We start from the raw sequence: 12,845 nt of genomic DNA on the forward strand, positions 1-12,845 counted from the left end.
TTTTATCGGCGTTCCCGGTATACAAAGTAACGTTTGTTTGCACTGCCGCCGTAAATTCCTGCGGGACAAAGACAAAATAAGAGGTTTGACTCATGACAGATAAGCGCAAAGACGGTTCAGGAAAGTTGCTGTATTGCTCTTTCTGCGGCAAAAGCCAGCATGAAGTGCGTAAGCTGATTGCCGGGCCGTCAGTGTATATCTGCGATGAATGTGTTGATCTGTGTAACGACATTATTCGCGAAGAGATTAAAGAAGTTGCCCCGCATCGCGAGCGCAGCTCATTGCCAACGCCACACGAAATCCGCCATCACTTGGACGACTATGTGATCGGCCAGGAGCAGGCGAAAAAAGTCTTGGCGGTAGCAGTCTATAACCACTACAAGCGCCTGCGTAATGGCGATAGCAGTAACGGTATCGAGTTGGGTAAAAGCAATATTCTGCTGATTGGCCCGACCGGTAGCGGTAAAACCCTGCTGGCAGAAACTCTGGCGCGTTTCCTGGATGTGCCTTTCACCATGGCCGATGCAACCACGTTGACCGAAGCTGGTTATGTGGGGGAGGACGTGGAGAATATTATCCAGAAACTGTTGCAGAAATGTGACTATGACGTGCAGAAAGCCCAGCGTGGTATTGTCTACATTGATGAGATCGATAAGATTTCTCGTAAGTCAGACAACCCTTCGATTACCCGTGACGTCTCGGGTGAAGGTGTACAGCAGGCTCTGCTGAAGCTGATCGAGGGCACGATTGCAGCAGTGCCTCCGCAAGGTGGGCGTAAGCATCCGCAGCAGGAGTTTCTGCAGGTTGACACTTCCAAGATCCTGTTTATCTGTGGCGGTGCTTTTGCTGGCCTGGATAAAGTGATCGGTCAGCGGGTGAATACCGGCACCGGGATCGGCTTTGGTGCCACCGTCAAAGGTGAGGCTGAAAAAGCAACCGAAGGTGAACTGTTACTGCAGGCTGAGCCAGAGGATTTGATTAAGTTTGGTCTGATCCCGGAATTTATTGGCCGCTTACCGGTGGTGGCAACGCTGAGCGAACTGAGCGAAGACGCGTTGATCCAGATCCTGAAAGAGCCGAAAAATGCCCTGACCAAACAGTATCAGGCATTGTTCAATCTGGAAGGCGTGGAGCTGGAGTTCCGTGATGAAGCGCTGAATGCCATCGCCAAGAAAGCCATGACGCGCAAGACCGGGGCTCGTGGTCTGCGTTCCATTGTTGAAGGTGCATTGCTGGATACCATGTATGATCTGCCTTCACTGGAAAGTGTGGACAAAGTGGTGATTGATGAGTCGGTGATCTCTGGTCATTCCAAGCCGTTGTTGATTTACGGCAAGCCGGAAGCTCAGGCTTCTGGTGAATAATTAACCGGAAATCCAGAAAGTTAATAGCCAAATGGGGGATTTTATCCCCCATTTCTTTTTCCATCATTCTTGCCGTTGAATGTAAGATATTCATCCCCATATACTCATAATCCAGATTTTGTGAAACGTTTGATGCTGGCGTCTCATGAGATTCCCCCTCAACCTGGCGGAAATTAAACTAAGAGAGAGCTCTATGAACCCTGAGCGTTCCGAACGCATTGAAATCCCCGTTCTGCCATTGCGCGACGTGGTGGTTTATCCGCACATGGTGATCCCGTTATTTGTTGGCCGGGAAAAATCGATTCGGTGCCTCGAAGCCGCAATGGATCACGATAAAAAGATCATGCTGGTGGCACAGAAAGAGGCCTCAACGGATGAACCTGGCATTAACGATTTATTTTCTGTCGGTACCGTCGCGTCGATTTTGCAGATGCTGAAACTGCCTGACGGCACAGTGAAAGTGCTGGTCGAAGGCCTGCAGCGCGCGCGCATCACCACGCTTTCCGACAGCGGTGAGCACTTTGCCGCCAAGGCAGAATACCTTGAGTCACCTGCGATCGATGAGCGTGAACAAGAAGTTTTGGTGCGTACTGCGATCAATCAGTTTGAAGGTTACATCAAGCTGAATAAAAAAATTCCACCGGAGGTGCTGACGTCATTAAACAGCATCGACGACGCTGCACGCCTGGCGGATACCATTGCTGCACATATGCCGCTGAAGCTCAGCGACAAGCAGTCGGTGCTGGAGATGTTCGACATTACTGAACGTCTTGAGTATCTGATGGCGATGATGGAGTCGGAAATCGATCTGCTGCAGGTTGAGAAGCGTATCCGTAACCGCGTCAAGAAACAGATGGAAAAAAGCCAGCGCGAATACTATCTGAATGAGCAGATGAAGGCCATTCAGAAAGAATTGGGCGAAATGGATGATACGCCAGACGAGCATGAAGCGCTGAGGCGTAAGATCGAAGCGGCAAAAATGCCGAAAGAAGCGCGTGAGAAGACCGAAGCAGAACTGCAGAAGCTGAAAATGATGTCGCCGATGTCAGCGGAAGCGACCGTGGTGCGCGGCTATATCGACTGGATGCTGCAGGTGCCGTGGAACGCGCGTAGCAAGGTGAAAAAAGACCTGGTCAAGGCGCAGGAAGTGCTCGATACCGATCACTATGGCCTGGAGCGTGTCAAAGATCGCATTCTTGAGTATCTCGCAGTACAGAGCCGTGTCAGCAAAATCAAGGGCCCGATTCTGTGCCTGGTGGGGCCTCCGGGTGTGGGTAAAACCTCGCTGGGGCAGTCGATTGCCCGTGCCACTGGCCGCCAGTACGTGCGTATGGCCTTGGGTGGTGTGCGTGACGAAGCCGAAATCCGCGGCCACCGCCGGACTTACATCGGCTCTATGCCGGGTAAGCTTATTCAGAAAATGGCCAAGGTTGGGGTGAAAAACCCGCTGTTCCTGCTGGATGAGATCGACAAAATGTCATCCGATATGCGCGGCGATCCGGCGTCGGCACTGCTGGAAGTGCTGGATCCGGAACAGAACGTGGCGTTTAACGATCACTATCTGGAAGTGGATTACGATCTGTCTGACGTGATGTTCGTTGCGACCTCGAACTCGATGAACATCCCGGCACCGTTGCTGGATCGTATGGAAGTGATCCGTCTTTCCGGTTACACCGAAGATGAAAAACTGAACATCGCCAAACAGCACCTGTTGCCGAAGCAAATTGAGCGTAATGCGCTGAAAAAAGGCGAGTTGAAGGTGGAAGACAGCGCCATCATCGGCATTATCCGTTATTACACCCGCGAAGCCGGGGTGCGTAGCCTGGAGCGTGAAATCTCCAAGTTGTGCCGTAAAGCGGTGAAATCGTTGCTGATGGATAAAACGCTCAAGCACATTGAGATCAATGGCGATAATCTGAAAGATTATCTGGGTGTTCAACGTGTCGACTACGGGCGTGCTGATACCGAAAACCGCGTTGGTCAGGTTACCGGGCTGGCGTGGACGGAAGTGGGCGGCGATCTGCTGACCATCGAAACCGCCTGTGTGCCGGGCAAAGGCAAGCTGACTTACACCGGCTCTTTAGGTGAAGTGATGCAGGAGTCAATCCAGGCTGCATTAACCGTAGTGCGCGCACGTGCCGAGAAACTGGGCATTAATGCGGATTTCTACGAAAAACGCGACATCCATGTGCACGTTCCGGAAGGGGCTACGCCGAAAGATGGCCCAAGCGCGGGCATTGCGATGTGTACAGCCCTGGTTTCCTGTCTGACGGGTAACCCGGTACGTGCTGATGTGGCAATGACCGGTGAGATCACACTGCGTGGGCAGGTATTGCCGATTGGTGGCCTGAAAGAGAAGCTGCTGGCGGCACACCGTGGCGGGATCAAAACCGTGCTGATTCCTTACGAGAATAAGCGCGATCTGGAAGAGATTCCGGACAACGTCATCGCCGATCTGGAAATTCATCCGGTGCAGAAGATTGATGAAGTTTTGGACATCGCATTGCAGAATCCGGCCTTCGGTGCGCAGCCTGTCGCAGTAAAATAGTGATGGATCGCAAAAACCACCGATAAAACTTATGCTGGCAAGCCATTTCGGACTTGCCAGCATTTTTTTGTGCCGCTAAGTTAGATCCCTGTCGTGCCACGTTTGGCCGCTGTTTGGTGGCTTGCCAAGGTTCGACAGGATTGATATAACAGCTGCGCTGTCGCAGCCGTAGGGATTTTCCGGTGCGACGTTTGAATTCTAGAGGGGATGATAGAGTGAATAAGTCACAACTGATCGACAAAATTGCCGCAGGCGCTGATATTTCTAAAGCGGCAGCAGGACGTGCTTTAGATGCAATTATTGCATCCGTTACCGAGTCCTTGAAAGAAGGGGACGATGTAGCTCTGGTTGGTTTCGGTTCTTTCACCGTGCGTGAGCGTTCTGCTCGTACTGGCCGTAACCCACAAACCGGCAAAGAAATCAAAATTGCGGCAGCCAAGGTTCCGGCTTTCCGTGCAGGGAAAGCGTTGAAAGACGCAGTAAACTGATTACCGCGTCTAAACCAATAGAAACAATCACCTGACGCAGCGATGCTGGTGAGGTAAGATACAAGGCGCATCAGATTGGTGCGCTTTTTTATTTTTGTCGCAGGGAACGCGCCTGCACAAGGGTTTTTAATCCACATCACAGCGGAGTGTTGTCACACTATGATGGACAATTTACGCGCGGCTGCTAACAACATCGTGCTAAAAATCATCCTGGGCCTGATCATTTTGTCATTTGTTCTGACAGGTGTGGGCGGCTACCTGACCGGTGGTTCCGGCGATTATGCGGCGAAAGTTAATGGGCAGGTCATTGAGCGTGCTCAATTGGAACAGGCTTTCCAGAGCGAGCGCAGTCGTATGCAGCAGCAATTGGGCGACCAGTTTTCTGCACTGGCAGGTAACGAAGGTTACATGCAGCAGATGCGCCAACAGGTTTTGTCACAGCTGATTGACAACACGCTGCTCGATCAGTACGCCAAAAAGCTAGGCCTGAACGCGAGTGACGAGCAGGTGAAGGATGCTATCCGTAAGGCACCTTACTTTCAGACCGATGGCCAGTTTGATAACGCCAAATATCTCGATCTGATTAACCGCATGGGATACAGCGCCGATAACTATGCGCAATCTCTGCGCCAGCAACTGATCAACCAGCAAATGCTTCAGGGGTTTGGTGGCTCCGGTTTTGTGCTGCCTTCCGAGTCCCAAGCCATGTCGGCCCTGATGTTACAGGAGCGTGACGTCCGTTTGGCGACTATCGAACTGAAAGCGCTGCAGGCTAAGCAGACGGTGACAGACGAAGAACTGAAAGCTTATTACGAACAAAACCAGAACAGCTTTATCTCGCCAGAGAAAGTGAAAGTGAGCTTTATCGCGTTGGATGCTGCGGCATTGCAGGATAAGGTCACCGTCAACGAAGCAGAGATCGCTGCCTATTACGATCAGCATCAGAGCAGTTACGGCCAGCCTGAGCGCAGAAATTACAGCGTGATCCAGCTGAAAACCGAAGCGGATGCCAAGGCTGTTCTGGATGAGCTGCAAAAAGGCGCTGACTTTGCCACGCTGGCGAAAGAGAAGTCTACCGACATTATCTCACGCCGTGACGGTGGTGATCTGGGCTGGCTGGAGCCAGAAACTACCGCTGAGGAACTGAAACAGGCCAATCTGACCGAAAAAGGCCAATTGTCTGGTGTGGTGAAATCTTCAGTGGGGTACCTGATTGTCCGCCTTAATGACATCAAACCGGCGGTAGTGAAGCCATTAAGTGAAGTGCATGATGCCATCACTAAACAGGTGAAGCAGGAAAAAGCGGTTGATGCCTACTATGCATTGCAGCAGAAGGTGAGCGAAGCCGCGACCAGCGATAATGAATCACTGGCCTCTGCGGAAGAAGCTGCTGGCGTTAAAGCAGCGCAAACCGACTGGTTTACTCGTGACAATGTTCCGGCAGCTTTGAATTTCAAACCGGTTGTGCAGTCAATCTTTGACGGTTCACTGATCGGCGAGAACGGAGCGGGCAGTAACTCTGATGTGATCACCGTCGATGGCGACCGCGCGTTTGTTATCCGCGTCACCGCCCATCAACCGGAAGGTATTGAGCCGTTTGACAAGGTGAAAGATCGCGTCACCGAGATGGTGAAACGCAACAAGGCGTTGCAGGAAGCGAAACTGCAGGGTGAGAAGCTGTTGGTTGAGCTGAAGCAGGGCAAAGGCGAAGAAGCGATGAAAGCGGCTGGCCTGAGTTTTGGCAGCGTGCAGAAAATGACGCGGAATTCGGAAGAGCGCCAACTGGTAGAAACCGTATTCTCACTGCCTCATCCGCAGGATGGTAAACCTGTTTACGGCATGTCACAGGATCGTCAGGACAACGTAGTACTGATCGCGTTGGATACTGTGCGGCCTGGCACGTTGTCTGCGGATGAAATGAAAGACTTCGTCAGCAAAATGCAAGAAAGCACGGTCAATATTGCTCTGGATTCCCTGCTGTCAAACCTGCGTAAAGAAGCCAAAATCACCATGGGTGCGGCAGAGCAACAACCTCAGTAAACGCCGCATTTCTCTGCAACAGAATGTAATTCCCCAAGGCCGCTTTCGCGGCCTTTTCCACATTTAACATCTGCCATTTGCTGAATATTTGCCGCTACGGCAAGGTAGCTTCGCTGTTAAACATAAGGAGGATACAGCATGCAACTCAGCAAAAATAAACCGATTTTCCGTTTCTCTTGTTCCATAAAGCTTCTGCTGACGGCGGCATTGTTCAGCCTGATCGGGGCATCGGCAATCGCTGCCGATAAAGCATCAACAGAGGCGCAACCGGTGGTTCAAAGCCCGACTAAAGTAGAGCGGCAGGCTACCGTTGAAGCACCCTCCGAAGGTGAGACAACGGTCAATATCAATGAGGCGGATGCCGAAGAGCTTGCCAGCATACTGAATGGTGTTGGCATGAAGAAAGCAGAGGCTATTGTGCGGTATCGCGAACAGAACGGGCCTTTCACTCAGGTTGAACAACTGCAGGAGGTACCAGGAATCGGACCAACGTTAATAGAAAGGAATCGTGCTCGGCTGAAAATGTGATCCCGATCGCGGCTGCGTGGCAAAGTGCGCAGGCAGCCGCTTTCCTCTGCTACATTCTTCAGGTCATACCAGTTTCATCACAGATGAAGGGCGCATTCGAACCGTTCAAGGTTGATACGCCCGTTTTAACCCATGATGACCAGAAGCAGGAGCGAGCGTTTCACTATGTATACCCATATTAAAGTTCGTGGTTACCATCTTGATGTTTATCAACACGTTAATAATGCTCGCTATCTGGAGTTTCTGGAAGAGGCCCGTTGGGAGTGGTTAGAGAATCTGGATGCGTTTCACTGGATGACACAAAACAACATCGCTTTCATTGTGGTGAACATCAATATCAATTACCGCAGGCCAGCGGTATTGGGTGACAAACTGCGCATTGACAGCCAAATGCAGCAACTAAACGGCAAAAGTGGGGTATTGAGCCAGCAGGTGACGTTGGAGCCTGAAGGGACTCCGGTAGCGGATGCGACACTGACGTTTGTCTGTGTTGATCTAAAAACCCAAAAGGCGTTGCCGATCGAAGGGGAACTGCGTGAGCATCTGATGGCGTTGCAGCAAAAAGACATGCAGCCGTAATTTGTATGGGCAGCAAACCTGCTGCCCACAAGCCCGCCTTTAAGCCAGCCCGGCTTTTTGTTTCAGGCTAGCCATGACGCCGGTTTTATCCTGCAGGTATTGCTGCAAACCGTTGGCCCGCAGATGACAAGCCGCGCATTTACCACAACCGTCGCCTGGCACACCGTTATAGCAGGTTAGCGTACCCTGGCGTACAAGTTCCAACTGCTGGTAATAGTCGGCTAACGCCCAGGTTTCTGCCTTGTTGAGCCACATTAATGGTGTCTCAAAACGGATATCGCGTGCGATGCCTAAAGTGACCGCTTTATTCAAAGCCTTAACGAATTCGTCACGGCAGTCTGGATAACCAGAGAAATCGGTCTCACACACCCCGGTGATTACGGCTTCGGCTTCGACCTGATAGGCATAGATCGCAGCCAGAGTCAGGAACAGGATGTTACGCCCGGGTACAAAGGTGCTGGGCAGGGCGTTTTCCTGGGCCGTGTCGAAGGCAGGCACCGGAATGTTATCGCGAGTCAGGCTGCTGATCGCCAACTCATTGAGCAATCCGACATCCAGCACTTTATGCGCTTTGGCCCCCAATCTCTGGGCCAAGTCTTTGGCGATGTCGATTTCAGCGCGGTGGCGTTGGCCGTAATCGAATGTAATGCAGTGAACTTCATCGTACTGTTGCAATGCCTGAATTAAGCAGGTCGTGGAGTCTTGTCCACCGCTAAAAACGACGACTGCGCGTTTCATAGAATCAACCTTTTGTCGAAGAGCCATTCCCGATGCACATTCGGGCGGCTGGTTTATCCTCGCTGTGGTCAATTTTCACAGCAAGGGAATGTAGTTGCGGTACTCATGGTAGCAGAACGGTGTCTGCGGCCCTAGCGTGGGGCTAGCCCGTATTATTTATCAACGGCGGTGGCAACCAGGCTTGGCAAAAATCAAACCAGCCGTGAGCGGTAAGCGTTACCCCCTGAATGCGGGGTGGTGCGCTGACTTGATATTGATAATGGAACAACGGTGTCAGGATCGCTGCGCTCATTAACTGCTGGTAATAGGTTTTTAGCCGATCGTAGCGTTGTTGCTGTTCCGGAAACTGCTGAATATGGCGCAGGACCTGTTGTTGATGCTGCCAGCTTTCCTCAGTCAGAATGCCCTGCCAGAGTACATCACGGCGTAACCAGCTTTCCAGCGTGGCTTCTGGTGCTTCGCCAATCAGATTATCCGCCAGCAACAGATCGGCCTGCGCCAATTGTTCCGCGCTTTGCCAGCGTTTATCTGAGGAATAATGCACTTCCAGCGTACAGCCCTGTTCAGACAAGAGCTGTTGCAAAGCCAGGGTCAACGTTTCAAGTTCAACCGGCGGGCGATAAAGCAGAGTTAGCTTGGCAGGCAGCGTGATTTCCGCCACCTGATGCTGAGGGATTGTCCATCCTGGCAGCATTTCATGGCTTGGGGTGATCACACTATTGGGGATGGGTAAATTGGCCAGTAGCCCCGAGCGCTGGATTAACATCAATAGCTTTTGCCCTTGGGCTTCACTGAGCCCTCCGCGTCGCTGGTTAATGGCCAGATAGCACCAACCCAGGCTCATGCTGCGTTGAACGGGCCGCGCCTGCGCCAGCTCTTCCTGCTGGCCAATGGTGATCCGCACCGGATGCTGACAACTGGCGTCATTACCGTTGGTGAGCATCTCGGGTGTGATCCAGTATTCAATGCTCTGCAGGTAAGGGTGTTGCAGATGGTAGTAAGGATGCTGCTCCAGACGAACCATTTGCGGATCGTTCAAAGCCAGTTTGAACGGCCCAGCTCCGAGCTCCGGATATTCTGGATGGGTAAGCAGGCAGGGCAATTCTGCTAGTCGGTGTGCCAGCCAGTAATCTGGCGTATGCAGATCGAATTGAATACACAACGCATGTGGCAAACTGATGGTATTGACGCTACTCAACAGCGGTTGGCTGCGAGGATGCCGATGCAGTTTATTCAAGGTTTGTAGCAATTGTTGGCCAGTCAGCGGTTCGCCGTTATGCCAACGTAATTGGTTGCGCAGAAAGAATTGCCAGTGCAAACCGTCGTCGCTGATTTGCCAGTGATGAGCCAGATCTGGTTGCGGCTGCGGGCTGCCCGTGTTGAAGCGGGTCAAGCCTGCATACAGGGTTGCGACCAGATGTTGTTCGGCCCTGCCGCTAAGCGTGAGCGGATCAAGTTTTTCCAAGGTGCGGTAATAGGGGATACGCAGCGTAGGGCTCCCCTCCTGCCATTGTCCCCCCAGATGTGGGTTCAGCAGCTCTTGCAGATGCTGCGGGGCAAGCTGGGCCATTTCCAGCGCGCCCTGATGATCGCCCTGTTGTAATAGGCGTTGCAAATGGGTGGCACGTAATTCATCCGGCGTTTTCAAACACTGCAATTGCGCACGTTTACCGCGCCCAGCCTGGGAGTGCCAACTGAGCCAGCCCTGCTGATGCAGCTGTTGCACCAAGGTGCGAGCATGGCGCTCGCTGCAATAAAACATCGCTGCCAGCTCCGCGACGGTGAGACTAACCGGCGTGCTACCGAGCTGTTGATACAGACGTTGATACTGGCTGAGACGATGAACCAGGCGCATAGCGATATCCTTTATCTTTCCCGCCGCCACTTGAAAAGCCTAGGCTATAAATCCGGAAGCATTTTCCTGAATTGTTCACTATTACTTCCGCAAATACCATCCCATACTGTAGCGATTGTTACAGTGTTCACCGTTAACCCTCTAGCGGTGACAATCCTTGAGAGGTTTATATGTATCGTCTGGCTGCTTTCGACATGGATGGCACTTTGCTGACGCCCGATCATCATGTTGGGCCGGAAACGCTGGCGGCGTTGAATCAGCTTATCGACAGGGACATGGTGGTGACGTTTGCCACCGGGCGACATTATCTTGATGCACAACCGATCATGAGGCAGCTTGGCCTGCAAGGGTATCTGATTACCGGCAATGGCACTCGCGTTTATGACAAACAGGGGCGGCAATTACATGCTGTCGACCTGCCTGCCGACGTTGCGGAGGAGGTGCTGCATACTCAATGGCAGACGTCAGCCAGTATGCATGTATTCCGCGATGAAGGTTGGTTGACCAACCACGCTGTGCCAGAGATGTTGGCAGCGCACCATCTGAGCGGTTTTGGTTTCCAATTGACCGACTTGCAAGCTTTACCCGCCTTTGGTAACAGCAAAGTCTGTTTCTGCGGCCCTCATGAGGATTTAATTGCATTGCAGGCACAGTTGTTGGCGCATTTTGGTACGCGCGTTGACTTGTGTTTCTCGGCTTACGAATGTCTTGAAGTGTTACCGCAGGGCTGTAACAAAGGGGCGGCGTTGGAAAAACTATGCGGTCACCTGGGGCTGACATTGGCGGATTGCATGGCGTTTGGCGATGCGATGAATGACAAAGAAATGTTAGAAGGGGTAGGGCATGGTGTGGTGATGGGGAACGCCTTACCACAGTTGAAATCGCTGCTTCCTCATCTACCGGTTATCGGCCACTGTGAAAAACAGGCTGTGGCTCACTATTTACAACATTGGCTGTGTTCACCACGCTCCCCCTATACCCCCGTATAAAGGAGTTTCTTGCAGCCAGCCGGGTCACTCTTATTACTTTGTAATTTCAAGTAGTTTGAGTGGGACTACCCGGCTTTTTTGTTTTCTTGGTTTAAAGGTGTGCCAACTGTGCTGAATATGGCGTCAGGTCGCCAATATTATTGCTCACCCATTCTGGATTGTAGTAAGTATCCAGATAGCGTTCCCCGCTGTCACACAGCAAAGTGACGATCGAGCCCTGCTCGCCTTTTTCGCGCATCTGTTTTGCCCGTTGCAGTGCACCCCAAACGTTGGTACCGGTCGAAGCACCGACCTTACGGCCCAGCACTTTTTCCAGCCAATGAATGGTGGCTACGCTGGCTGCATCCGGCACGCGTAACATGCTATCGATCACTGAAGGGATGAACGAAGGCTCGGCACGTGGGCGGCCAATGCCTTCGATACGGCTGCCACAACTGCCGATAATGGTGCGATCGCCATGGTGGAAACAGTCGTAGAACACTGAGTTTTCCGGATCGACCACGGTGAGCTGAGTATCGTGCCCCTGATAACGGATATAGCGCCCCAGCGTGGCGGAGGTGCCGCCAGTGCCAGCGCTCATCACGATATGTTTAGGAATCGGGTAAGGCTCACGCGCCATCTGGCGGAAAATGCTGTCGGCAATATTGTTATTACCGCGCCAGTCGGTGGCCCGCTCGGCGAAGGTGAACTGATCCATATAATGGCCGTTCAACTCTTTTGCCAACTCTTCTGAAACGGCATAAATCTGTGCCGCATGATCGACAAAATGGCTGCGCCCACCGTAGAACGCGATCTGCTCCACTTTGCGGCGTGCGGTACAGGAAGGCATTACGGCGATGAACGGCAGGCCGAGCAACCGAGCAAAATAGGCTTCTGACACCGCAGTACTGCCGGATGAGGCCTCAATAATGGTGGTGTTTTCGTTGATCCAACCGTTACACAGCCCGTAAAGGAACAACGAACGGGCCAGACGGTGTTTCAGGCTGCCCGTCGGATGCGTGCTCTCATCTTTCAGATAAAGGCAGATGCCAGGGAACTCCGGCAGATTCAGGCGTATCAAGTGCGTGTCGGCGGAGCGCTGAAAATCCGCTTCTATTTCACCGATAGCATATTTTACCCAAGCATTAGTCATCATCAGGTCTCAGAATAGGGGGCTTATTGATGGTGTAGCATAGCGTTTCATCAAGAAAAAAGGATTGCCATTTTTACTGTTTAATCGCCTAATGGGAGAAAATTTTTCTCCGGATTGAGCTATGTTAGACAAAACAGACCGCAAACTGCTGTGTATGTTGCAACAAGACTGTACACAATCGCTGCAGGTTCTGGCGGATGCGGTGAACCTGACCTCGACCCCGTGCTGGAAACGGCTGAAAAGGCTGGAGGATGAAGGCTACATTCGCGCACGCGTCGCGCTGCTGGATAATGAAAAGCTCGGGCTTGGGTTGACGGCGTTTGTTTTGATTAAAACTCAGCAGCACAGCAGCGAGTGGTATCAGAAATTTGTAGAGCTGACAGCACAGATGCCTGAAGTGCTGGCATTTTACCGCATGGCGGGTGAATACGATTACCTGATGCAGGTCGAAGTGGCCGACATGAAAAGTTACGACAACTTCTATAAGCGCCTGGTGACCGGTGTTCCAGGGTTAATCGATGTGACTTCCAGTTTCGCCATGGAAAAAATTAAATACACCACCGCGCTGCCTGTACCGGAGTAAA

11 protein-coding genes are annotated in these 12,845 nt (G+C 52.1%); 8 read left to right on the forward strand and 3 right to left on the reverse strand.

The features are described 5' to 3' along the window. The first annotated feature begins 92 nt into the window (after positions 1-92). The 6 genes from clpX (at position 93) to IV04_RS13925 (ending at position 7,547) form a co-directional block, all read left to right on the forward strand. On the forward strand, positions 93-1,364 hold the full coding sequence (gene clpX / locus IV04_RS13895) for an ATP-dependent protease ATP-binding subunit ClpX (protein WP_037394626.1): 1,272 nt from the start codon (positions 93-95) through the stop codon (positions 1,362-1,364). Between the two features lie 193 nt (positions 1,365-1,557). Further along, the gene (gene lon / locus IV04_RS13900; RefSeq protein ID WP_037394623.1) at positions 1,558-3,912 is read left to right on the forward strand and encodes an endopeptidase La; all 2,355 of its coding nucleotides are present in this window, start codon (positions 1,558-1,560) and stop codon (positions 3,910-3,912) included. Positions 3,913-4,127: 215 nt separating this feature from the next. Next, positions 4,128-4,400 (forward strand): nucleoid-associated protein HU-beta, encoded by a 273-nt coding sequence (hupB, locus tag IV04_RS13905; RefSeq protein WP_024913884.1) that lies wholly within the window; start codon positions 4,128-4,130, stop codon positions 4,398-4,400. Between the two features lie 159 nt (positions 4,401-4,559). Then, entirely contained in the window at positions 4,560-6,440 is a 1,881-nt protein-coding gene (gene ppiD / locus IV04_RS13910) for a peptidylprolyl isomerase (protein ID WP_037394616.1), read from the forward strand. 138 nt (positions 6,441-6,578) lie between these two features. Continuing rightward, positions 6,579-6,968 (forward strand): ComEA family DNA-binding protein, encoded by a 390-nt coding sequence (locus tag IV04_RS13915; RefSeq protein WP_037394613.1) that lies wholly within the window; start codon positions 6,579-6,581, stop codon positions 6,966-6,968. Between the two features lie 165 nt (positions 6,969-7,133). Further along, on the forward strand, positions 7,134-7,547 hold the full coding sequence (locus IV04_RS13925; protein ID WP_037394608.1) for a YbgC/FadM family acyl-CoA thioesterase: 414 nt from the start codon (positions 7,134-7,136) through the stop codon (positions 7,545-7,547). 39 nt (positions 7,548-7,586) lie between these two features. On the opposite strand, the gene queC is transcribed toward IV04_RS13925, so the two are convergent. Together queC and IV04_RS13935 are read right to left on the reverse strand one after the other, a co-directional pair. After that, positions 7,587-8,312 (reverse strand): 7-cyano-7-deazaguanine synthase QueC, encoded by a 726-nt coding sequence (gene queC / locus IV04_RS13930; RefSeq protein ID WP_369794918.1) that lies wholly within the window; start codon positions 8,310-8,312, stop codon positions 7,587-7,589. Positions 8,313-8,427: 115 nt separating this feature from the next. Beyond that, complete coding sequence (locus IV04_RS13935) at positions 8,428-10,140, reverse strand: SgrR family transcriptional regulator (RefSeq protein WP_037394603.1); 1,713 nt, start codon at positions 10,138-10,140, stop codon at positions 8,428-8,430. Positions 10,141-10,310: 170 nt separating this feature from the next. Here IV04_RS13935 and cof point away from each other — a divergent pair, with 170 nt between their 5' ends. After that, positions 10,311-11,129, forward strand: a complete 819-nt coding sequence (gene cof / locus IV04_RS13940) for an HMP-PP phosphatase (RefSeq protein ID WP_037394601.1) — start codon at positions 10,311-10,313, stop codon at positions 11,127-11,129. Between the two features lie 91 nt (positions 11,130-11,220). Here the strand turns inward: cof and IV04_RS13945 are convergent, their stop codons facing one another. Then, complete coding sequence (locus IV04_RS13945; protein ID WP_037394948.1) at positions 11,221-12,261, reverse strand: PLP-dependent cysteine synthase family protein; 1,041 nt, start codon at positions 12,259-12,261, stop codon at positions 11,221-11,223. A gap of 121 nt (positions 12,262-12,382) precedes the next feature. Here IV04_RS13945 and IV04_RS13950 point away from each other — a divergent pair, with 121 nt between their 5' ends. Beyond that, positions 12,383-12,844, forward strand: a complete 462-nt coding sequence (locus IV04_RS13950) for an Lrp/AsnC family transcriptional regulator (RefSeq protein ID WP_037394599.1) — start codon at positions 12,383-12,385, stop codon at positions 12,842-12,844. The last annotated feature ends 1 nt before the right edge of the window (position 12,845 follow it).

This window comes from Serratia sp. Ag1 (genome assembly GCF_000743355.1).
In the GTDB taxonomy this organism is placed as follows: Bacteria; Pseudomonadota; Gammaproteobacteria; order Enterobacterales; family Enterobacteriaceae; genus Chania.